The organism is Streptomyces xylophagus (assembly GCF_000716435.1).
Classification (GTDB): Bacteria; Actinomycetota; Actinomycetes; order Streptomycetales; family Streptomycetaceae; genus Streptomyces; species Streptomyces xylophagus.
This window is the reverse complement of record NZ_JNWO01000004.1, coordinates 313,421-333,840: the sequence shown is the minus strand read 5'-3', so window position 1 is coordinate 333,840 and position 20,420 is coordinate 313,421. Positions and strand designations below refer to the sequence as shown.

General features: G+C 68.9%; 24 protein-coding genes. 16 read left to right on the top strand and 8 right to left on the bottom strand.

The window, feature by feature from the left end:
* Positions 1 to 23 precede the first annotated feature (23 nt).
* The 8 genes from acs (at position 24) to OO70_RS11000 (ending at position 7,657) form a co-directional block, all read left to right on the top strand.
* Positions 24 to 1,994, top strand: a complete 1,971-nt coding sequence (gene acs / locus OO70_RS11035) for an acetate--CoA ligase (protein ID WP_043667542.1) — start codon at positions 24 to 26, stop codon at positions 1,992 to 1,994.
* Positions 1,995 to 2,116: 122 nt separating this feature from the next.
* Positions 2,117 to 3,349 (top strand): helix-turn-helix domain-containing protein, encoded by a 1,233-nt coding sequence (locus tag OO70_RS11030; RefSeq protein WP_043667541.1) that lies wholly within the window; start codon positions 2,117 to 2,119, stop codon positions 3,347 to 3,349.
* A 94-nt stretch (positions 3,350 to 3,443) separates the two neighbouring features.
* Positions 3,444 to 3,692: a hypothetical protein gene (locus OO70_RS11025; RefSeq protein ID WP_051741061.1), complete on the top strand. Its 249-nt coding sequence runs from the start codon at positions 3,444 to 3,446 to the stop codon at positions 3,690 to 3,692.
* The gene (locus OO70_RS57215; RefSeq protein WP_456113475.1) at positions 3,599 to 3,931 is read left to right on the top strand and encodes a DUF7848 domain-containing protein; all 333 of its coding nucleotides are present in this window, start codon (positions 3,599 to 3,601) and stop codon (positions 3,929 to 3,931) included. The genes OO70_RS11025 and OO70_RS57215 overlap by 94 nt, the downstream gene beginning before the upstream one ends.
* 123 nt (positions 3,932 to 4,054) lie before the next feature.
* Positions 4,055 to 4,918: a radical SAM protein gene (locus tag OO70_RS11015; RefSeq protein ID WP_051741059.1), complete on the top strand. Its 864-nt coding sequence runs from the start codon at positions 4,055 to 4,057 to the stop codon at positions 4,916 to 4,918.
* Positions 4,919 to 4,938: 20 nt separating this feature from the next.
* Positions 4,939 to 6,078 carry a methyltransferase domain-containing protein gene (locus OO70_RS11010; RefSeq protein WP_043667535.1) on the top strand — a complete coding sequence of 380 codons (1,140 nt, stop codon included), beginning with the start codon at positions 4,939 to 4,941 and terminating at the stop codon, positions 6,076 to 6,078.
* A 383-nt stretch (positions 6,079 to 6,461) separates the two neighbouring features.
* Positions 6,462 to 6,713 (top strand): hypothetical protein, encoded by a 252-nt coding sequence (locus tag OO70_RS11005; protein WP_043667533.1) that lies wholly within the window; start codon positions 6,462 to 6,464, stop codon positions 6,711 to 6,713.
* Between the two features lie 713 nt (positions 6,714 to 7,426).
* Positions 7,427 to 7,657 carry a hypothetical protein gene (locus OO70_RS11000; RefSeq protein WP_043667531.1) on the top strand — a complete coding sequence of 77 codons (231 nt, stop codon included), beginning with the start codon at positions 7,427 to 7,429 and terminating at the stop codon, positions 7,655 to 7,657.
* 80 nt (positions 7,658 to 7,737) lie between these two features.
* On the opposite strand, the gene OO70_RS10995 is transcribed toward OO70_RS11000, so the two are convergent.
* Positions 7,738 to 8,103 carry a hypothetical protein gene (locus tag OO70_RS10995; protein WP_078651344.1) on the bottom strand — a complete coding sequence of 122 codons (366 nt, stop codon included), beginning with the start codon at positions 8,101 to 8,103 and terminating at the stop codon, positions 7,738 to 7,740.
* A gap of 68 nt (positions 8,104 to 8,171) precedes the next feature.
* Between OO70_RS10995 and OO70_RS10990 the strand changes: the two genes are divergently transcribed.
* From OO70_RS10990 to OO70_RS55910, 5 genes are all read left to right on the top strand, one after another.
* Positions 8,172 to 8,582 (top strand): hypothetical protein, encoded by a 411-nt coding sequence (locus OO70_RS10990; RefSeq protein WP_199827295.1) that lies wholly within the window; start codon positions 8,172 to 8,174, stop codon positions 8,580 to 8,582.
* Positions 8,583 to 8,842: 260 nt separating this feature from the next.
* Positions 8,843 to 10,282, top strand: coding sequence for a Na+/H+ antiporter NhaA (gene nhaA, locus OO70_RS10985; RefSeq protein WP_043667527.1), 1,440 nt, complete (start codon positions 8,843 to 8,845; stop codon positions 10,280 to 10,282).
* Positions 10,283 to 10,338: 56 nt separating this feature from the next.
* Positions 10,339 to 10,824, top strand: a complete 486-nt coding sequence (locus tag OO70_RS10980; protein WP_043667524.1) for a phage holin family protein — start codon at positions 10,339 to 10,341, stop codon at positions 10,822 to 10,824.
* Positions 10,821 to 11,771, top strand: coding sequence for an alpha/beta fold hydrolase (locus OO70_RS10975; RefSeq protein WP_043667522.1), 951 nt, complete (start codon positions 10,821 to 10,823; stop codon positions 11,769 to 11,771). The genes OO70_RS10980 and OO70_RS10975 overlap by 4 nt, the downstream gene beginning before the upstream one ends.
* Before the next feature lie 127 nt (positions 11,772 to 11,898).
* Complete coding sequence (locus OO70_RS55910) at positions 11,899 to 12,078, top strand: hypothetical protein (protein WP_078623198.1); 180 nt, start codon at positions 11,899 to 11,901, stop codon at positions 12,076 to 12,078.
* Between the two features lie 44 nt (positions 12,079 to 12,122).
* On the opposite strand, the gene OO70_RS10970 is transcribed toward OO70_RS55910, so the two are convergent.
* From OO70_RS10970 to nth, 3 genes are all read right to left on the bottom strand, one after another.
* The gene (locus tag OO70_RS10970) at positions 12,123 to 13,322 is read right to left on the bottom strand and encodes a MarP family serine protease (protein WP_043667821.1); all 1,200 of its coding nucleotides are present in this window, start codon (positions 13,320 to 13,322) and stop codon (positions 12,123 to 12,125) included.
* Between the two features lie 13 nt (positions 13,323 to 13,335).
* A complete protein-coding gene (locus OO70_RS10965) occupies positions 13,336 to 14,031 on the bottom strand; it encodes an NUDIX hydrolase (RefSeq protein ID WP_043667520.1) in 696 nt (231 codons plus the stop codon).
* A 75-nt stretch (positions 14,032 to 14,106) separates the two neighbouring features.
* Positions 14,107 to 14,973 (bottom strand): endonuclease III, encoded by an 867-nt coding sequence (nth, locus tag OO70_RS10960; protein WP_063749702.1) that lies wholly within the window; start codon positions 14,971 to 14,973, stop codon positions 14,107 to 14,109.
* A 252-nt stretch (positions 14,974 to 15,225) separates the two neighbouring features.
* Between nth and OO70_RS10955 the strand changes: the two genes are divergently transcribed.
* From OO70_RS10955 to OO70_RS10945, 3 genes are all read left to right on the top strand, one after another.
* Complete coding sequence (locus OO70_RS10955; RefSeq protein WP_019063754.1) at positions 15,226 to 15,900, top strand: Crp/Fnr family transcriptional regulator; 675 nt, start codon at positions 15,226 to 15,228, stop codon at positions 15,898 to 15,900.
* 118 nt (positions 15,901 to 16,018) lie between these two features.
* On the top strand, positions 16,019 to 17,062 hold the full coding sequence (locus tag OO70_RS10950) for an outer membrane protein assembly factor BamB family protein (RefSeq protein WP_043667516.1): 1,044 nt from the start codon (positions 16,019 to 16,021) through the stop codon (positions 17,060 to 17,062).
* A 59-nt stretch (positions 17,063 to 17,121) separates the two neighbouring features.
* A complete protein-coding gene (locus OO70_RS10945; RefSeq protein ID WP_043667514.1) occupies positions 17,122 to 17,946 on the top strand; it encodes a nucleotidyltransferase domain-containing protein in 825 nt (274 codons plus the stop codon).
* On the opposite strand, the gene OO70_RS10940 is transcribed toward OO70_RS10945, so the two are convergent.
* The 4 genes from OO70_RS10940 to OO70_RS53675 all read right to left on the bottom strand — a co-directional run bounded on the left by OO70_RS10940 (position 17,943) and on the right by OO70_RS53675 (position 20,370).
* The gene (locus OO70_RS10940) at positions 17,943 to 18,773 is read right to left on the bottom strand and encodes an MBL fold metallo-hydrolase (protein WP_043667512.1); all 831 of its coding nucleotides are present in this window, start codon (positions 18,771 to 18,773) and stop codon (positions 17,943 to 17,945) included. The genes OO70_RS10945 and OO70_RS10940 overlap by 4 nt on opposite strands.
* The gene (locus OO70_RS10935; RefSeq protein ID WP_043667510.1) at positions 18,770 to 19,651 is read right to left on the bottom strand and encodes an NUDIX hydrolase; all 882 of its coding nucleotides are present in this window, start codon (positions 19,649 to 19,651) and stop codon (positions 18,770 to 18,772) included. Before OO70_RS10935 ends, OO70_RS10940 begins: the two co-directional genes overlap by 4 nt.
* Positions 19,652 to 19,747: 96 nt before the next feature.
* On the bottom strand, positions 19,748 to 20,215 hold the full coding sequence (locus tag OO70_RS10930; RefSeq protein ID WP_043667507.1) for a RidA family protein: 468 nt from the start codon (positions 20,213 to 20,215) through the stop codon (positions 19,748 to 19,750).
* Complete coding sequence (locus tag OO70_RS53675) at positions 20,212 to 20,370, bottom strand: DUF4177 domain-containing protein (protein WP_019063748.1); 159 nt, start codon at positions 20,368 to 20,370, stop codon at positions 20,212 to 20,214. The genes OO70_RS10930 and OO70_RS53675 overlap by 4 nt, the downstream gene beginning before the upstream one ends.
* Positions 20,371 to 20,420 lie beyond the last annotated feature (50 nt).

The window sequence follows — 20,420 nt, the reverse complement described above, 5'->3', positions numbered from 1 at the left end:
ACACCCTGGGAAAGGCAGATGCCGTGAGCAACGAAAGCCTGGCCAACCTGTTGCGCGAGGAGCGCAGGTTCGCACCCCCCGCGGACCTGGCGGCGCACGCCAATGTCACGGCGGAGGCGTATGAGCAGGCCAAGGCTGACCGGCTCGGCTTCTGGGCCGCGCAGGCCCGCCGCCTGAGCTGGGCCAAGGAGCCGAGCGAGACGCTGGACTGGTCGAACCCGCCGTTCGCCAAGTGGTTCAAGGACGGCTCGCTCAACGTGGCGTACAACTGCGTGGACCGGCATGTCGAGGCGGGCAACGGCGACCGGGTCGCCATCCACTTCGAGGGCGAGCCCGGCGACAGCCGCGCGATCACCTACGCCGAGCTGAAGGACGAGGTCTCCAAGGCCGCGAACGCCCTGCTGGAGCTGGGAGTTCAGAAGGGCGACCGGGTCGCCGTCTACATGCCGATGATCCCGGAGACCGCGGTCGCGATGCTGGCGTGCGCGCGCATCGGCGCCGCGCACTCGGTGGTGTTCGGCGGTTTCTCGGCGGACGCGCTCGCGACCCGTATCCAGGACGCGGACGCCAAGGTCGTCATCACCACGGACGGCGGCTGGCGGCGCGGCAAGCCGTCCGCGCTCAAGCCCGCCGTCGACGACGCGGTCGACCGCCCGGACAGCGGCGTCGAGCACGTCCTCGTGGTCCGCCGTACGGGCCAGGACGTGGCGTGGAACGACGAGCGGGACGTGTGGTGGCACGAGATCGTCGACCGGCAGTCGGCGGAGCACACGCCCGAGGCGTTCGAGGCCGAGCAGCCGCTGTTCATCCTCTACACCTCCGGTACTACGGGTAAGCCCAAGGGCATCCTGCACACCTCCGGCGGCTACCTCACCCAGGCCGCGTACACGCACCACGCGGTCTTCGACCTCAAGCCGGAGACCGACGTCTACTGGTGCACGGCCGACGTCGGCTGGGTCACCGGGCACTCGTACATCGTCTACGGCCCGCTGGCGAACGGCGCGACCCAGGTCATGTACGAGGGCACTCCCGACACCCCGCACCAGGGCCGCTTCTGGGAGATCATCCAGAAGTACGGGGTGACCATCCTCTACACGGCGCCAACCGCGATCCGTACGTTCATGAAGTGGGGCGACGACATCCCCGCGAAGTTCGATCTCAGCTCCCTGCGCATCCTGGGATCGGTCGGCGAGCCCATCAACCCCGAGGCGTGGATCTGGTACCGCAAGCACATCGGCGCCGACAGGACGCCGATCGTGGACACCTGGTGGCAGACCGAGACCGGCGCGATGATGATCTCGCCGCTGCCGGGCGTGACCGCGACGAAGCCCGGTTCGGCGCAGACCCCGCTGCCCGGCATCTCGGCGACAGTCGTCGACGACGAGGCCAACGAGGTGCCGAACGGCGGTGGCGGCTACCTGGTCCTCACCGAGCCGTGGCCGTCGATGCTGCGCACGATCTGGGGCGACGACCAGCGGTTCCTCGACACGTACTGGTCGCGTTTCCCGGGCAAGTACTTCGCCGGTGACGGGGCGAAGAAGGACGACGACGGCGACATCTGGCTGCTCGGCCGGGTGGACGACGTGATGCTCGTCTCCGGGCACAACATCTCCACCACCGAGGTCGAGTCGGCGCTCGTCTCGCACCCCTCCGTCGCCGAGGCGGCCGTGGTCGGCGCGGCCGACGAGACGACCGGGCAGGCGATCGTCGCCTTCGTCATCCTGCGCGGCACGGCGAACGCGGACGACGAGAACCTCGTCAACGACCTGCGCAACCACGTCGGCACCGTCCTCGGCCCGATCGCCAAGCCCAAGCGGATCCTCCCGGTGGCGGAGCTGCCGAAGACCCGCTCCGGCAAGATCATGCGCCGTCTGCTGCGTGACGTGGCGGAGAACCGCCAGCTGGGCGATGTCACGACCCTGACGGATACAGATAGCGTGCGTCGCATCGTTGACAGTATGAAGTCGCAGTCGACGACCACCGACGACGAGTAGGGGCTCATGTTGAAGGGCCAGGACCGGAAACGGTCCTGGCCCTTTGCCATGTTCGGGTGCCCCCGTTTGGAGGAACCCTCCCCAGTAGGCCATGCGGCGTACGCTGAACGTGAGGTGATTCGATGTCGCTCCAGGAGAACGTCCGCACCCTTCGGCGTCGAGCAGGGTGGACCCAGGAACAACTCGCCGAAGAGTCAGATCTCTCGATTGGCACCGTCCGCAAAGTTGAGCAGGGCGGAACCGTCTCGGTGGAGACGATCCATCAGCTTGCCCGAGCGCTCTCCACGACAACATCCAGCCTGTTCGCGTCCGAGGCGCCGGCCCCCGTGCGCGAGGCCGAGGGCGACGGCCCTAAGCTGACCGAGTTGCGGCGTGCGCTCATGCCTCCGGTTGGTCTGTCCTCGGTGCTCACGGAACCTACCGACGTACGAGACCTTGCCTCGATTCAGCGGGACATCGACGACTCGCACAGCCTGTACCAAGCAGACCGTTACGACTCGGTGGCAAGGGCCTTGCCCGGCATCCTGCGCGCCGCCGAGACGGCCGTGGCCCTCAGCGACCAGGGTGAGCCCCGTCAGCGCGCCATCATCACGCGCGCTGGCGCCTTCCTGCTGGCCGGAAAGTACCTGACGCAGGTCCGACGCTACGACATGGCCTACCACGCCCTCTCTCGGGCCATCCTGGACGCACGGGAGGTCGGACAGGTGCAGCTCGCCGCGACCGGGATCGTCGGCATGGGGTGGCTGCTCCTGCGCCAGGACCGTTTCGACGAGGCGGAGCAACTGGCCGCCACCACGGCCCAGGAAGTCGAGCCACGTATGTCCAGCGCCACACCGGGCCAATTGGCCGTGTGGGGTGAGCTGCATCAGCGCGTAGCCTCCGCCGCCATCCGGAACAACCGGCCCGACATCGCCAGGGAGGCCCGGCGTATGGCTGCGCAGGCTGCCAGCGGGCTGGACGTCGAGCACGTCGACTTCCGTGAGCACTGGTCGACGTTCGGGCCTGTGACGGCCGAGACGAAGCGGATCGAAGACTTGTCGCTCATCGGTGACGCCCGCGGGGTGCTCAACCGGGCCGACGAAGGGCCCGTGGGGGCAAAGGGGCTGAAGAAGCTTGGTCGGCCCAGCGCCAACAACTGGGCCAGGCACCGGCTGGACGTCGCGAGGGCTCACACGCTGCTCGGCTCACATCAGGACGCCATGGACGAGCTGACGGGCGTGAAGTCGGAAGCTTCCGAGTGGCTGAAGCATCAGTCGATGGCTCGGCATGTCATGAAGGACATTCTTTCGAAGCGGAAGCGAACGCTGACTCAGGACATGCGCGAAATGGCCGTTCACCTCGGCATCGCGGGGTAACTACCACGGTCCGTGGCACTTTTTGGCGATCAGTCAGAGAACTACCACGCTGCGTGTCTGGGGTGGCACGTGTAGGTGACCGTAACTTCGAAGCATGGCTACCACGGATGCAGGAGAGGTCGCCGTGCCGCCCGGAACTTGCCCGCTCGGCACGCTGATCAAGGACATCGAGCGGGACAAGGTTGGCGTGGTGATGGGCCACGTGGGCGGGGATCGAGTGCAGTTACGCCCGGTCGGCGGCGGACTGGAGTGGGACGCCTTCAAGGTACGGTCCCTGACGCCTCGCGAGGAGCTGAGCGTTCGCAACGCCGCTCGCAACGAGCTGACGAGGCGGGCGCTTTGAGCGGGCCCAAGGCGATCATCAGAAGCGAAACGTGGACAATCACGCCCGACCGTGAGCCGGACGCCAAGCCCCTGACGCACAAGATGCGGTGCGACGTGTGCGGCGACGAATCCGGCGAGGACGGATCATGGGAACCGCCTCAGTCCTGGGCCCTGAGCCACTCCGGGCGGAACCCGTCTCACCACTCGTACAGCGAGATCATCACCCGGCCGTGGCGCACCTTCATGCCCACCCCCTGAACCGGCCCCGCCCAAGCGCCATCCCCCGTGCGCTCGGGCGGGGCCTTTCCGTCTTCTGCCCCACTGCCCTCGTCGGGGGATTCGCGAAGTGCCGAGCACCACACGACGAAAGGAAGTTGAGCCGTGACCACTCTCCTTGAACCGCCCCCCGTGTCGCCGGCGGCCGGTATCAGGTCCCTTGAGCTAGAGATCACCGGGAAGTGCCAACTCCGCTGTGTGCAATGCCTGTCCGAGTCCAGCCCGCAGGCCACTCACGGCACGATGACGCCTGCGGACTGGAAGGCGGTCATTGTCGACGCTGTCTCGCTCGGAGTGCAGACGGTTCAGCTCATCGGTGGCGAACCGACCGTTCATCCGTACTGGCGGGAGTTCACGGAGCTGGGGCTCTCGCTCGGGCTGCACGTGGAGGTGTACTCGAACCTGTTCCACGTCCTGCCCGAGTGGTGGGACCTGTTCGCACGCGAAGGTGTGACGCTGGGGACGAGCTACTACAGCGACGACCCCGCCGAACACGACAAGATCACGCAGCGAGAGGGCAGTTACGTACGGACCCGGTGCAACATCCGGGAAGCCGTGAACCGCGGAATCCCGGTCCGCGCCGGAATCGTGGACATCCTGCCGGGACAGCGCGTCGCAGAAGCGCGCAGCGAGCTGAAGTCCATGGGCGTGACCAACATCAACACAGACCGCGTGCGGGCTGTTGGCCGAGCCGCATTGCCCGGAACGAAACCAACCCTGGACGAGATGTGCGGCAGGTGCACCCGAGGCCGCGCCGCCGTTCTTCCGAACGGCGACCTGGTGGGCTGCGTGCTTTCGCGTGACTTCCCGGTGGGCAACGTCCGAGGAACCCGGCTCGCCGAGTTGCTCAGGGGGCCGGGATGGGCCGAACTCTCGGCGAGCGTGCCCACCCCTCGGGCGGCGTGCACCCCCAACGACTCGGGCGACTGCGATCCGGCGGGCACGGAAGCGTGTGAACCTGCGTACTAGACGCAGAAAGGCTCGGCCGTATGGATTGGGAAGACAAGGCAAGTGCCCTCGCATACCGGGTGACGGATCCGGATTCGCGTTGGCTCGCCCCCGTGGCGCACGTTGCCCGGCACAAGTTGGTCCCACGCTGGTGGGAGGCGGATGACTCGGGTCAGTGGATTCTGCATGACGGACCCAGCGAGCCTGAAACGTGGGCGAAAGTTGCCTACGCCGACCGCTCGGTGATCACTCGGGTGGGTCCGTTGCACGCGGACCACGCCGGTCCCGACGACCGTCCCGAGGGGTTGCCCACGTCGTCCGCCACGCTGCCGAGTCTGGTCGTACGGATGTTGAGGCATGGCCGACTTGGCGACGGGCTGTCCCTACTCGATTTGGGCACCGGGGCCGGCGGACTCACCGCGTATGCGTGCTACCGGCTCGGGGATCACTGCGTGACGAGTCTGGACGTCGACCCCTACCTGGTCAGTGCCGCCGGGGTACGGCTCGCGGACATGGGCTACCACCCGAAGATGATCACGGCGGATGCCGCCGAGAGCGTGCCGGGCTCGTACGACCGCATCGTGTCCACGGTCGCGCTCGCCCCCGGCTCGGGGCTCCGGGCGATACTCGGCGCGCTGGAGACCGGCGGCCGGATCGCAACGACGATCGCGCGCACTTCCCTGATCGTCACCGGCTGGAAAGATCGGAGTGGTGACGTGATCGGGCGCGTCGAGCGGGACATGGCGGGTTTCATGCTCACGCGCTCCGGCGACGACTACCCACCCGCCCTTGCCGAACTCCTCGCCGTCGCCCGCGCTGCGGACGGAGAGGTGACTAGCACTGGGCGCTACCCCGTGGTGGATGTGGCGAACGCGTGGGAGCTCCGATCGATGTTGGAGGTCACGTCGCCGGGCGTCGAACTCAGTTACGAGAGCAGCGGACGAAGAAGAACCGCCCTCTTGGTGCACCCGGACGGATCATGGGCCCGCGCATCTGCCGAGTGGATCGACCCGCCAGAAGTTCATGAGAGTGGCCCGCAGCGCCTGTGGAAAACCCTGGAGCGCATCCGCAACCGAGTCAACGCGGAAGGTGCGTTGCCGCTACTTGGTGCGTACGTCCGTATTACGCCAGACGGGGTGTGCCACCTGTCCCGTGGCCAATGGCGAGGCACCATCGGCTAACGCTCTGCGAATTCCCCCAACACCACTGAGCCCCCTGGTCACATGAGCCAGGGGGCTTGCTTTGTGATCATGAATTTCGACGAGTAGCCTGGCCGCAAGAGGTTCAACCCCCGACAACAGGCGGGGTTTTGTGTGCCGGACGTAGTCCACCGGTGCATGAGGAAGGGCTCTCCTCGCACCCAACGGTCGAGGAAAGAAGGCTCTCTGGCTCAACCGCAAGGCCAGCACCACTCGGGTTTGTGAGGTGTGGACTCACGCGCTAACTCGACCGACTCCTCAGGAGCTTGCGTTCCCGCTGGGACGCGAGAACTGAGGGGCGTTCACTTACTCATGTAGGTGGCCGGTCGAGGTTGTCGCTCACCGGTCACAGGAAGGAAAGATCGGTGAGCGAGGTCAATCTGAAGAGGCTGGTCGCGTACCTCATCTGGACGCTGTGCTCGCTGTTCATCGCGGGCGGTGTGACACTCTCGGCCAGCATCCTCGGCGCATCCGGGCTCGGCATCGCCGGCGCGGGTGGAGGCAGCCTCATTGCGCTGTTGGGGCTAGGGGTGAAGGTCATCGGCCCCTTCGAGTTCACAGCCAGCAAAACCGAGACACCCCCCACCCCGCCTCAGCAAGGAGCACCCACTCCCTGAATCAGTGCAGTGCGCCCGAAGTGCCGCGAGGGGTAGCCCTGTTGGCCTGCTCCTCGCGCTTTCCGCCTACCGCGGAACGGAAGGGTGAGGTCGCCGCAACAAGTGGGATGACGTAGGCATTCCACCAATGCGAGGACCAGGGCCGGGGTACGTGACAACTGGCATGATCTGCCGGATTGGCAGAAGAAGACCAGCTTGGCCGGCCTAGAAGCCGTTGCGGAAGGCATGAAGAGACGAGCGACCCGAGCTCGTCCGCGAAAGCCCCTCATTCGCAGGCACCGGGGGCTCTGCCTTGCCATCGCCTCTCCCGAGTGCCCGACCGCCCGAATCTTTACATCTGCATTCGTCGTGCTTACGCTTTTTGTATGACGGCTGTTCCGTCCGCCACGGAGGTGACGGACGGATGAGCCGTCGATGACACGGAACAGCCCACGTGCTCATCGCCTCTTCGGGACATGCACGCCGAAAGATGCGCGCTGATCGATCGAAAGATGCTTTGTCTGGGGCCAGTGCCCCCGAGGATTCGCCGTCAGGGCTGAGCGGCAGACCTCGACCCCTCACCAGCGTGCCTGTGCAGTGCAGCAGGCCGTCCAGCTGGCGAGGTCGTGCCATCTGTCAGCCGGCAGAGTGGCCGGTCGAGGCTGTTGCACGCTCACCGGTCACCTCCCGCGAGGGAAGGAAAAAAGTCGGTGAGTCCAAACACGAAAAGAGCCGTGGCTCTACTCATCGCCAGTTTGATCTCCGCCATCGTCGGTCTTTCGGCCTCGATCTGCTTCAACTCCATGGTCAAGACCGCGACAAGTTGGGCCTGCCTGTCCGTTGGCGGTGGCGCGTTCTTGGCAACGCTCGTGGCTTCCGTCGCGGTGATCGGCCTCTTTGACTTCACCGACACTCGCCCATCGACTCCGCCCCAGCCCCTGAATCAGGGCGGAAACGCGGAGTAGCAGGCGCCCCCGAACCAGCCGGGGGAGCCTGTAGCGTGAACTGCCGCATCGGCCGCCCGATGGCCGCCGATGCGACACTTTCAGACCTCTCGGCCGGTGAGCTCGGCCAATACCTTGATGACGCGCTTGGCGGTGCCGCCCTGGTAGCTCGCCTGCTCAGTGAGCGAGCGGATCTGCTTCAGCAACTCGTCGGACGTCGGCGCCTCGATCGCGAGGAAGGCCGCGTTCGCGTGTATCCACTCGTCGTTGAGGACGATCGCCTCCTTGGCCTCCTCGCCGAGCTTGTCGAGCATCTGCCGTTTGGCGATGCCGGCCAGCTCCTCCTCGTCGAAGGGGCGCGAGTAGACCAGCCCGTCGTCGAGGTTGCGCCAGTAGTACATGAGCGCCGTGTCATCCCAGTACTCGCGCATGTAGTCAGCCATCTCGGCCGGTGCTCCGTCGCTCACTGTTCGCCCTCCTCGTTTAGGTCGTCGTATCCGTCGATGTAGCGCTCGCCGTTCAGGTGGGCGCGGAGGTGCCTACGGAGCTGACGGATGAGATGTGGGAGAAGGTCTCGGCGATCCTCTCCTACTCGCAGAAGTGGAAGGACGTACGCGGCGGCTTCGATGTGCTGCTGGAGAAGGTCCGCACCGGGAGCCCGTGGATGGACTACGACAAGTGCGAGCGGCTGGGTGGCCGGTCGTACTCAACGATGATGCGGACGATCCGACGCTGGGATGAGAGCGGTGAATACCGGCAGGCACTGAAGGCGCTGTCGCAGTACCGGAAGGTGCCGGCGGCACCGCAGTTCTCGCTCCCGCCGATGCGGATCACGGGCACCGTCGACTCGCGTCAGGGCAAGGTTTCCGCAGGTCAGACGGGTGATGTAGCAAACGGAGAACTTGGAGACGTAGACGGACGGGGTTCACCGACTCCACGGTCATGACGTTGATCCAGGAGAAGCTCCCGGCGGCGCCGAGCGAGGACTGACCAGCCCATACGTCCGTGAGGGGCGCCCGGCAGCGAACGCGCCGGGCGCCCCTTTCGCGCATAACGTGAGATCCGTAGGACCCGTAGCCGTGAGATCCGTAGGACCCGCCCCGCCGCATCTTAGGTAAACTAAGCAAAGCGTCAAAGACGCGACAAGGTGTGCCGGGAAGTCTGGTCGGCGAGTGCTCTGTGCTGCCCACCCACCGGAGGTCTCCCGTGACCGCGCCCCGCCCCACCGACTCCCGCAAAGTGCTGGGACGGCTCTCCCTGCCCGAGCGGAACTTCGTCGCGGACGCGCTGCGCACCGAGACCGTCGGCGGTGTCCTCCTGCTGATCGCCGCGGTCACCGCGCTGATCTGGGCGAACGTCCCCGCCCTGCACGACAGCTACGAGAGTGTCAGCCACTTCCACCTCGGCCCGAGCGCCCTCGGCCTGAACCTCTCGATCGCCCACTGGGCCGCCGACGGCCTCCTCGCCGTCTTCTTCTTCGTCGCCGGCATCGAGCTCAAGCGCGAACTCGTCGCCGGCGACCTGCGCGACCCCAAGGCCGCCGCCCTGCCCGTCGTGGCGGCCCTGTGCGGGATGGCCGTACCGGCACTCGTGTACACCCTCACGAACCTCACCGGCGGCGGCTCCCTCCAGGGCTGGGCCGTGCCGACCGCCACCGACATCGCCTTCGCGCTCGCCGTCCTCGCGGTCATCGGCACCGCCCTGCCGAGCGCCCTGCGCGCCTTCCTGCTCACCCTCGCCGTCGTCGACGACCTCTTCGCGATCCTGATCATCGCGGTCTTCTTCACCGCCCGGATCGACTTCGTGGCGCTCGCCGGGGCGGCCGTGGGCCTGGCCGTCTTCTGGCTGCTGCTGCGCAAGGGCGTGCGCGGCTGGTACGTCTACGTCCCGCTCGCGCTGGTGATCTGGGGGCTGATGTACAACAGCGGCGTCCACGCCACCATCGCCGGTGTCGCCATGGGCCTGATGCTGCGCTGCACCACCCGCGAGGACGAGAAGCACTCCCCCGGCGAGCACGTCGAACATCTCGTACGACCCCTGTCGGCGGGCCTCGCGGTGCCGCTGTTCGCCCTGTTCAGCGCCGGGGTCGCCATCTCCGGCGGCGCACTGGGTGACGTATTCACGAAGCCCGAGACCTTGGGCGTGGTCCTCGGACTGGTCGTGGGCAAGGCGTTCGGCATCTTCGGCGGGACCTGGCTGACGGCCCGTTTCACCCGGGCCTCGCTCAGCGACGACCTCGCCTGGCCGGACGTGTTCGCGGTCGCCTCGTTGGCCGGCATCGGCTTCACCGTGTCGCTGCTCATCGGGGAACTCGCGTTCGACGGCGACCAGGTGCTCACCGATGAGGTGAAGGCGGCCGTCCTCGTGGGCTCCCTCATCGCGGCCCTGTGCGCGACCGTGTTGCTCAAGCTGCGCAACGCCAGGTACCGCAGGATGTACGAGGACGAGGAGCGTGACGAGGACCTCGACGGCATCCCCGACATCTACGAGCAGGACGACCCGGCGTACCACCTGCGCATGGCCGAACTGCACGACCGCAAGGCCGCCGAGCACCGCAGGCTCGCCGAGGTGAAGGCCGCCGAGCAGCGGCGCGGGCTTGCCGAAGTGCCGGGCGGGGCAGGCGAGGACGACGACGGTCCGGCATGATCTGACCAGACGGTACACACACATGCCGGTACACACATGCGGAAGAGGAGTACGCGATGAGCGCACCCGACGGCAGCCCGGTCGGCGCCGAACGCAGCATCGGCCAGCTGTTCGCCTCGGCGACGACCGAGATGTCCGCGCTGGTGCACGACGAGATCGCGCTGGCCAAGGCGCAGCTCAAGCAGGACGTCAAGCGCGGGGCGGTGGGCGGCGGCGCGATCACGGTCGCCGTGGTGGTGCTGTTGTTCTCCCTGCCGATGCTCAACTTCGCGCTGGCGTACGGCTTTCACGCCTGGACCGGCCTGGGCCTCGCGTGGTGCTTCCTGATCTCCTTCGGCGTGAACGCGCTCCTCGCGGCCTTCCTCGTGGTGATCGGCGTGCTCTTCTTCAAGAAGGCCGCCAAGAGCAAGGGCCCGCAGAAGGTGGCCGCGTCGGTCAAGGAGACCGCGGGCGTTCTCGGCAACGCGAAGCCGCATCCCCGCGCGGCGATCGAGGACCGTGTCCCCGAAGCCATCGAGGCTGTGGCACGCTCGTCCTCATGACGGACCCCGCCCATCCTTGGGCACAACCTGCTTCGGTCGTACGGCTCGACATTCCCGGCGGGCGCGAGGTGACCCACCGGGATGTCGCGGCCAACGGCGCGCGCTTCCACATCGCGGAGGTGGGCGACGGGCCCCTGGTGCTGCTGCTGCACGGCTTCCCCCAGTTCTGGTGGACCTGGCGGCACCAGTTGGGCGCGCTGGCCGACGCCGGGTTCCGGGCCGTCGCCATGGACCTGCGGGGCGTCGGCGGCAGCGACCGCACCCCGCGCGGCTACGACCCGGCCAACCTCGCCCTCGACATCACCGGTGTGATCCGCTCCCTCGGCGAGCCGGACGCCGCGCTGGTCGGCCACGACCTGGGCGGCTATCTGGCGTGGACGGCCGCCGCGATGCGCCCCAAGCTGGTGCGCCGGCTCGCCGTCTCCTCGATGCCGCACCCCCGGCGCTGGCGCAACGCGATGCTCTCCGACGTCAGGCAGTCGACCGCGAGTTCCTACATCTGGGGGTTCCAGCGCCCCTGGCTCCCCGAGCGGCAACTGATCGCCGACGACGCCGAGTTGGTGGGCGAGCTGATCCGCGACTGGTCGGGCCCGAACCTCCCGGACGACGAGACGGTCGAGGCGTACCGACGGGCCATGCTGATCCCGTCGACCGCGCACTGCTCGATCGAGCCGTATCGCTGGATGGTGCGGTCGATGGCGCGCCCGGACGGCATCCAGTTCAACCGGCGCATGAAGCGACCGGTGCGGGTGCCGACGCTGCATCTGCACGGCTCGCTCGACCCGGTGCTGCGCACCCGCAGCGCGGCCGGTTCCGGGGAGTACGTCGAAGCGCCGTACCGCTGGCGGCTGTTCGACGGTCTCGGGCACTTCCCGCACGAGGAGGACCCGGTCGTCTTCTCGACGGAACTGGTCAACTGGCTCAAAGACCCCGAACCCGATCGGTGACCGTCCCGCTGCGCCCGGTATCCGGATATGAACACCTGTACTACGAACGGCTACTTGCCCCGCGCATAGGCCAATTGGAGCCCCGAGGGGCGGTTATGGACCTTGGGGCAGGGGCAGAGGTCGGGGTATGGGCTGGACGCACGACTACAGTGACGCAGCACGCAATCGCCGCTCGGACCATGGTCTGAGCTCCCACCAACGGGGCGCCCCGCAACTCCAGGGCACAGACCTCAGGGTGGGGATCCCGCGCATTCTGCGCCGCCGGGCCCGCTGGGTCTCGGTACGGCTGCGTCACCCACGAGGCTGACGCACCCCCCTTTTTTTGAAGCAACCGGGCGTCACAAGCCGGGCTCACAGCGCGCAACTGTCGCTGTCCACCTGCTCGTTGGCAGTGCGCCCCTTGACGATGTCCTCCTGGATCTCGTCCGCGGTGAGCGCGTAGCCGGTGTCGGGGTCGTCGAGGGACTTCGCGAAGACCACGCCGTACACCTTGCCCTCGGGCGTGAGCAGCGGGCCGCCGGAGTTGCCCTGGCGGACGGTCGCGTAGAGCGAGTACACATCGCGGCGGACCGTGCCGCGGTGGTAGATGTCCGGGCCGTTGGCCGTGATACGTCCCCGCACGCGTGCGGCACGGACGTCGTACGACCCGTTCTCCGGGTAGCCGGCGACGATCGCGCTGTTGCCGCTCGTGGCGTCCTTGGTCGCGAACTGCAGGGAGCGCGCCTTCAGGTCCGGTACGTCGAGTACGGCGATGTCGCGGTGCCAGTCGTAGAGAACGACCTTGGCGTCGTACTTCCGGCCCTGGCCGCCTATCTGGACGGTGGGTTCGTCGACGCCGCCCACGACGTGCGCGTTGGTCATGACGCGGCGGTCGCCGAAGACGAAGCCGGAGCCCTCCAGGACCTTGCCGCAGCTCTGGGCGGTGCCCATGACCTTGACGATGGACTGCTGGGCGCGGGTGGCTACCGCGCTGGAGGCGAGGGCCGGGTCGGGCGGCTGGACGTCGTTGATCGGCTCGTTCGCGAACGGGCTGAAGACCTGCGGGAAGCCGTTCTGCGCGAGGACCGAGGAGAAGTCCGCGAACCAGGTGTCGGCCTGCGAGGGCAGCGCCCGGGAAACCCCCAGCAGGACCTTGGAGTTGCGGACCTCCTTGCCGAGCGTCGGCAGGGTGGTGCCGGCCAGCGCCGAGCCGATCAGCCAGGCGACCAGGAGCATCGCGAGGACGTTGACGAGGGCGCCGCCGGTCGCGTCCAGGGCGCGGGCCGGGGACCAGGTGATGTACCGGCGCAGCTTGTTGCCCAGGTGGGTGGTCAGGGCCTGGCCGACGGAGGCGCAGACGATGACGATGATGACCGCGACGACGGCCGCGGTGGTGCTGACCTCCGACTTATCGGTCAGCGCGTCCCAGATGACGGGCAGTGTGTAGACGGCGACGAGACCGCCGCCCAGGAACCCGATCACCGACAAGATGCCGACGACGAACCCCTGGCGATAGCCCACGATCGCGAACCACACGGCGGCGACCAGCAACAGGATGTCCAGCACATTCACGACGGACACCCTGTCATGACCGCCAGTCGAGCGGGACCTGCTTGTCGCGGTCCCAGGGGCGCTCCCAGCCCGAGTAGTGCAGCAGGCGGTCAATGACTCCGGCCGTGAAGCCCCAGACAAGGGCCGATTCGACCAGAAATGCCGGACCCAGGAAGCCGCTGGGGTGCGTGACCGTGACTCTGTTGGCCGGGTCCGTGAGATCCGCCACGGGGACCGTGAACACGCGCGCCGTCTCGTTCGGGTCGACCACGCCGACCGGTGTCGGCTCCCGCCACCAGCCCAGCACCGGTGTCACCACGAAGCCGCTCACCGGGATGTACAGCTTGGGCAGCACCCCGAAGAGCTGCACTCCGGCCGGGTCGAGCCCGGTCTCCTCCTCGGCCTCGCGCAGGGCGGCGCGCAAGGGCCCGTCGCCCGTCGGGTCGCCGTCCTCGGGGTCGAGGGCACCGCCCGGGAAGGACGGCTGCCCGGCATGCGACCTGAGCGAGGTCGACCGCTCCATGAGCAGCAGTTCGGGCCCGCGCTCCCCGTCGCCCTCGCCGAACAGGATCAGGACCGCCGACTGCCGCCCCGCCCCGTCCTCCGGCGGCAGGAACCGGCTCAGCTGCAGCGGCTCGACCGTCTCCACGGCGTGCACCACCGGGTCCAGCCAGTCCGGCAGCCCCTCCTTGCTGAGCACCACACCCTGGGTATTGCTCGCGCGTGTCATCCCCCACCCCCGTTCCCACTGATCAACGCCCGATACCTCCGAGATCGTTCCGTCATCCGGCCCCCGACTTCGGCCTCACGCCGACCCCAGCGGCGGCGCCGGTTTCCCGCCCGCGTCCAGATAGGACTGCGGAGGGTTCAGGCGCTGACCCGGATAGCCGCCCTTCTCGTACTTGAGCAGCTTCTTCGCCTTCTCCGGGTCGGTCTCGCCCTCGCCGTACGCCGGGCAGAGCGGGGCGATGGGGCAGGCGCCGCAGGCGGGTTTGCGGGCGTGGCAGATCCGGCGGCCGTGGAAGATCACGTGATGGGACAGCATCGTCCAGTCGCTCTTCGGGAAGAGCGCTCCCACGGCGGCCTCGATCTTGTCGGGCTCGGTCGCCTCGGTCCACTTCCAGCGCCGTACGAGCCGCTGGAAATGCGTGTCCACGGTGATGCCGGGCCGCCCGAAGGCGTTGCCGAGCACCACGAAGGCGGTCTTGCGGCCCACGCCGGGCAGCTTGACGAGGTCCTCGAGCCGGCCGGGCACCTCGCCGCCGAAGTCGGCCACCAGGGCCTTGGAGAGCCCTATGACCGACTTGGTCTTGGCCCGGAAGAACCCGGTCGGGCGGAGGATCTCCTCGACCTGCTCCGGGTCGGCGGCGGCCAGGTCCTCGGGGGTCGGGTACTTGGCGAACAGGGCCGGAGTCGTCTGGTTGACCCGGAGGTCGGTCGTCTGGGCGGACAGGACCGTGGCGACGACGAGCTGGAAGGGGTTCTCGAAGTCGAGCTCCGGGTGGGCGTACGGATAGATCTCGGCCAGTTCGCGATTGATACGGCGGGCACGGCGCACCAGAGCGGTGTGCGACTCGCCCTTGCCGACCGTCGAGCTTTTTGTCACCTTTGCCGCTTTCCTACCGCCGTCAGGGCCCTGTTCGCCCACAGCGGAATCACGAGGTACAACCATCCGCCCAGCCCCCTTGGCCTGTGCTCTCACCGGCGATTTGGACACCCGGCCAGCCTAGAGCCCACCACTGACATCCGCCCCGGACCCCGAAGATCAGCCCCCAATTGGACCCCTGCCGCTTACCTCGGGACACCTGTGCGGCATCCTTGTGACAGATCACACTGTTTGGACGGTCCGGCAAAATGGGGAGCACGGTCCCCTGGTACCAAGGGGGAGCACCATCCCCTGAGCAGGTCGACAAGGAGAGAACTCGTGGACGACGTTCTGCGGCGCGCCCCGCTCTTCGCGGCGCTCGATGACGATCAGGCCGCGGAGCTGCGCGCCTCCATGAGTGAGGTGACCCTCGCGCGCGGGGACTCCCTCTTTCACGAGGGCGACCCCGGCGACCGGCTCTATGTGGTCACCGAGGGCAAGGTGAAGCTTCACCGCACCTCCCCGGACGGCCGCGAGAACATGCTGGCCGTCCTCGGCCCCGGCGAGCTGATCGGCGAGCTGTCGCTGTTCGACCCGGGCCCGCGTACGGCCACCGCCAGCGCGCTGACCGAGGTCAAGCTCCTCGGTCTGGGCCACGGCGACCTCCAGCCCTGGCTGAGCGCCCGCCCCGAGGTGGCCTCCGCGCTGCTGCGCGCGGTCGCCCGCCGGCTGCGCAAGACCAACGACGCGATGTCCGACCTGGTCTTCTCGGACGTCCCCGGCCGCGTGGCCCGCGCCCTGCTGGACCTCTCCCGCCGCTTCGGCGTGCAGTCCGAGGAGGGCATCCACGTGGTGCACGACCTGACGCAGGAGGAGCTGGCCCAGTTGGTCGGCGCGTCCCGCGAGACGGTCAACAAGGCCCTGGCGGACTTCGCGGGCCGCGGCTGGCTGCGCCTGGAGGCACGCGCGGTGATCCTGCTGGACGTGGAGCGGCTCGCGAAGCGCTCACGCTGATCATTTCGTACGACTTCTCCGTATGAATTCTTCGTACGATCGAATTCTTCATACGTCTTCGAAGGGCCCCGCTCGTACGGCGGGGCCCTTCGCGTATCGCGTATCGCCAGGGGTGGGGATGTACGAGGACAGCGCACCGGAGTCGGTCTGGAAGCACTCCCGGTGGCGGAGATCGGCGCGCCGCCTGTGGAGAACCCCCGACGAGAAGGGCGACGGCGGCGGACACCCGCTGGGCCTCTGGCTGACGGACGACACCGTCGTCATCGCCCACGCCGACCGGGTACGGGCGTTCCGGGCGGCCACGGGCGAGCCCCTGTGGACCTGGCGACCGCCCGCCGAGCAGGTCGTCGGCCTGGTGTCCGCCGACACCGTGGACGGCGTCGGGGTGGTGATGCACTACGACGACGGGCGCCGGGACGCCAAACGCGTCGGCCTCACCTCGCTGGCGGTCGGCACCGGCGAGGTCGTACGCCGCCGGAAACAGGACGCGGCCCCGCTGGGGCACCTTCCGGCCAAGGTCGCCCTCGGCGGCGGCCTCATCGCGACGACCGGCGAGTCCTGGAAGGACTGGGAGGCGCGGCCCGTGATGCGCGCCCTCGACGTGGACACGGGCGAGGTCCGGTGGAAGTACGACGTCACCGACCCGGGCGTGGAGAGCGTGTCCGTCCTCAGCGCGCACCCCTTCGTGGCGGTCCTGAGGACACGCGGCGCACGCGGCAGGCACCGGCTCCTCTTCCTCGGCGACGGCGGGACGGACGGCGTGACGCTGACGCCGCCGGACGGCTGTGAGAGGTTCGGCGAGCGGGTCGCCGTGAGCGGCGACGTCCTGCTGGTGGGCCTGGTCCCCCAGGACAGGGCGGAGCGCGACAGCGGCAACCGCCTCGGGGCGTACTCCGTCTCGACCGGCGAGCTCCTGTGGGAGTGGCACGGCAAGGAGACGTACCAGGACACTCCCCTCGCCCACGGCGGCCGGCTGGCGGTCGTGCACGAGTACGGCGGCCGGCTCAGCGTGCTCGACCCCGCCAACGGCCGGGTGGTGGCCCGGCGCAGGCTGCGCGGCACCGCCTTCGACTCGCTCGTCGCCGCGTCCGGCGACCTGGTCGCCGTGGGCTGCGAAGCCGGCGACTACAGCCACGGGCTGCGGGTGTTCCGCTGGAGATGACCCCGTCCGGCGAGCGTAAATGCACTGCCCCGGGACCCGTCCCCCGGCACAGTGATCCCATGCCCGAAACGGTTCACCGAAGAGGACTCGACGCCCAGGGGTACATCGAGCGCGAGGGCTCCCTGGGGCGTGTCCCGCACGCCTTCCGGCCGGTCGTCGCCACCGCGCGTGACCGGCTGATCGACGTCTACGGGGGACGCCTCAACAGCGCGTACCTCTACGGGTCGATCCCGCGCGGCACCGCGCGCGTGGGGCGCAGCGATCTGGACCTGCTCGTGGTGACCCGGCAGGAGCCGACCGAGGAGGACCGGGACGCGGCACGGAGCCTCGGCGAGGCGCTCGACAAGGAGTTCCCGGAGATCGACGGGACCGGCATCCTGCTGTACGGCCGGGCACGGCTGCTGAGCGAGCCGGAGACGTACGACATGGGGTGGTTCGTGGCCTGCCTGTGCACACCTCTGCTCGGGGAGGACCTCGCCGAGTACCTGCCCCGCTACCGCCCCGACCCGCTGCTCGCCCGGGAGACCAACGGCGACCTGGCGCTGCTGCTCCCCCGCTGGCGCGAGCGCATCGCGGGCGCCGAGGACACGGACGAGGCCCGACGCCCCCTGGTGCGCTTCATGTCCCGGCACCTCGTCCGCACCGCCTTCACCCTCGTGATGCCCCGCTGGAACGGCTGGACCAGCGATCTGCGGGAGATGGCCGAGGCGTTCGGCGCGTACTACCCGGAGCGGGCGGAGGAGCTGCGCAGGGCGGCGGTGTTCGGCTACGAACCGACGGGCGACGCGAGCGTTCTGCGGTCGTACGTCGACGATCTGGGCCCGTGGCTCGCTGACGAGTACGCGCGCGTGCACGGCGTGAAGGCAACACGCCCCGCTGACTAGATCAGGCCGTGTTCCTTGAGGTAGTCCAACTGGGCCCGTACGGACAGTTCCGCCGCCGGCCACAGCGAACGGTCGACGTCCGCGTACACGTGGGCGACGACCTCGGCCGGGCTCCGGTGGCCGTTCTCGACGGCCGTCTCGATCTGGGCGAGCCGGTGGGCGCGGTGCGCGAGATAGAACTCCACCGCACCCTGCGCGTCCTCCAGGACCGGCCCGTGCCCCGGCAGGACGGTGTGGACGCCGTCGTCGACCGTGAGGGACCGCAGCCGCCGCAGCGAGTCCAGGTAGTCGCCCAGGCGGCCGTCAGGATGCGCCACGACGGTCGTACCGCGCCCCAGGACGGTGTCCCCGGTCAGGACGGCCTGATCGGCCGGGAGATGGAAGCACAGGGAGTCCCCGGTGTGCCCGGGCGTCGACACGACGACCAGCTCCAGGCCGTCGACCCGGATCACGTTCCCGGCGGCGAGCCCCTCGTCCCCGAGGCGCAGCGCCGGGTCCAGCGCGCGGACCTTCGTGTCCGTCAGCTCGGCGAAGCGGACGGCGCCTTCGGCGTGGTCGGGGTGTCCGTGCGTCAGCAGGGTCAGCGCGACCCGTTTGCCCGCCTTCTCCGCCGTGTCGACGACATTGCGCAGATGCCCCTCGTCCAACGGCCCCGGGTCGATCACCACGGCCAGTTCCGAGTCCGGCTCCGACACGATCCACGTGTTCGTCCCGTCCAGGGTCATCGCGGACGCGTTGGGCGCGAGGACGTTGACGGCACGCGCGGTGGCGGGGCCGGTGAGGACCCCGCCGCGTGGCTGGCCGGGGAGGGCGGCTGCGTCGGTCATGCGGGGGCTCCACCGGTCGAGAGGTCGGTCGGGATGTGCTTCGTGAACTCCTCGTGCCCCGGCCACGCCAGGACGATCTCGCCGTCCTCCAAGCGCGCCCGGGCAATGACCGGCGTCAGATCGCGCTCCGGTGCCGACGACAACGCCTCGGCCGCGCTGCCGTACGGGATAAGCCCGCGCAGGGTCGCGATCGTCGGCGGCATCATCGTCAGGTCGCCCTTGTCGTAGCCGGTGGCCGCCTCGGCCGGGGTGATCCACACCGTGCGGTCGGCCTCCGTGGAGGCGTTGCGGGTGCGCTGGCCCTCCGGGAGGACGGCCACGAAGAACCAGGTGTCGTAGCGGCGGGTCTCGAACTCCGGGGTGATCCAGCGGGCCCACGCGCCCAGCAGGTCGGAGCGCAGGACCAGGCCCCGGCGGTCGAGGAACTCCGCGAAGGACAGGTCACGGGCGACCAGGGCGGCCCGGTCCGTCTCCCAGTCGGCGCCCGTGGTGTCGCCGACCACGGTGTCGGGGGTCGGGCCGGCGAGCAGGACGCCCGCCTCCTCGTAGGTCTCGCGGACCGCCGCGCACACGATCGCCTGGGCCGCCGTCTCGTCGACGCCCAGCCTGTTCGCCCACCACGCGCGCGTGGGGCCCGCCCAGCGGACGTGAAGCTCGTCGTCGCGCGGGTCGACACCGCCGCCCGGATACGCGTACGCGCCCCCGGCGAAGGCCATGGAGGCGCGTCTGCGCAGCATGTGGACGGCGGGGCCGGTGTCGGTGTCCCTGAGGAGCATCACGGTGGCCGCCCGCCTGGGCGCGACCGGCGTGAGCGCGCCCTCCGCGAGCGCGCGGATGCGCTCGGGCCACTCCGCCGGATACCACTGACCGTTCGCCATGGGCGGAGGCTATCCCGTAGTGCGCGGATGTTCGAGAGGCAACAACGTGCACCCCAGGACCACGATCAGGCCCGATCGCACACTCCGGGACAGCGATTACGCCTGCGTCAGCTCGACCTGGATCTCGACCTCGACCGGCGAGTCCAGCGGCAGCACCGCCACGCCGACCGCGCTCCGCGCGTGCACGCCCTTGTCGCCGAGGACCTCGCCGAGCAGCTCGCTGGCGCCGTTGACGACACCGGGCTGGCCGGTGAAGTCGGAGGCCGAGGCGACGAAGCCGACGACCTTCACCACGCGCGCGATGCGGTCCAGGTCACCGGTGACGGACTTGACCGCCGCGAGGGCGTTCAGCGCGCAGGTGCGGGCCAGTTCCTTGGCCTCCTCGGCGGTGACCTCGGCGCCCACCTTGCCGGTGACCGGAAGCTTGCCGTCCACCATGGGCAGTTGGCCCGAGGTGTAGACGTAGACACCGCTCTGTACGGCGGGCTGGTACGCGGCGAGCGGCGGGACGACGGCCGGCAGGGTCAGGCCGAGTTCGGCCAGCCGGGCCTCGACGGCACTCATGCCTTCTCCCGCTTGAGGTAGGCCACCAACTGCTCGGGGTTGTTCGGCCCGGGCACGACCTGGACGAGCTCCCAGCCGTCCTCGCCCCAGGTGTCCAGAATCTGCTTCGTGGCGTGGACGAGCAGCGGCACAGTCGAGTATTCCCACTTGGTCATGCGGCCGACTTTAGCGGCTGCCCACCGGCCCTCCGCCGTCGCGTTGTCCA

Coding starts and splice junctions, on each gene's coding strand:
- OO70_RS11030 (WP_043667541.1), top strand. CDS start 2,117: ATGTCGCTCCAGGAGAACGTCCGCACCCTTCGGCGTCGAGCAGGGTGG.
- OO70_RS11025 (WP_051741061.1), top strand. CDS start 3,444: ATGGCTACCACGGATGCAGGAGAGGTCGCCGTGCCGCCCGGAACTTGC.
- OO70_RS11010 (WP_043667535.1), top strand. CDS start 4,939: ATGGATTGGGAAGACAAGGCAAGTGCCCTCGCATACCGGGTGACGGAT.
- OO70_RS10980 (WP_043667524.1), top strand. CDS start 10,339: ATGAGCGCACCCGACGGCAGCCCGGTCGGCGCCGAACGCAGCATCGGC.
- OO70_RS10975 (WP_043667522.1), top strand. CDS start 10,821: ATGACGGACCCCGCCCATCCTTGGGCACAACCTGCTTCGGTCGTACGG.
- OO70_RS55910 (WP_078623198.1), top strand. CDS start 11,899: ATGGGCTGGACGCACGACTACAGTGACGCAGCACGCAATCGCCGCTCG.
- OO70_RS10965 (WP_043667520.1), bottom strand. CDS start 14,031: ATGACACGCGCGAGCAATACCCAGGGTGTGGTGCTCAGCAAGGAGGGG.
- nth (WP_063749702.1), bottom strand. CDS start 14,973: ATGGTTGTACCTCGTGATTCCGCTGTGGGCGAACAGGGCCCTGACGGC.
- OO70_RS10950 (WP_043667516.1), top strand. CDS start 16,019: ATGTACGAGGACAGCGCACCGGAGTCGGTCTGGAAGCACTCCCGGTGG.
- OO70_RS10945 (WP_043667514.1), top strand. CDS start 17,122: ATGCCCGAAACGGTTCACCGAAGAGGACTCGACGCCCAGGGGTACATC.
- OO70_RS10940 (WP_043667512.1), bottom strand. CDS start 18,773: ATGACCGACGCAGCCGCCCTCCCCGGCCAGCCACGCGGCGGGGTCCTC.
- OO70_RS10935 (WP_043667510.1), bottom strand. CDS start 19,651: ATGGCGAACGGTCAGTGGTATCCGGCGGAGTGGCCCGAGCGCATCCGC.
- OO70_RS10930 (WP_043667507.1), bottom strand. CDS start 20,215: ATGAGTGCCGTCGAGGCCCGGCTGGCCGAACTCGGCCTGACCCTGCCG.
- OO70_RS53675 (WP_019063748.1), bottom strand. CDS start 20,370: ATGACCAAGTGGGAATACTCGACTGTGCCGCTGCTCGTCCACGCCACG.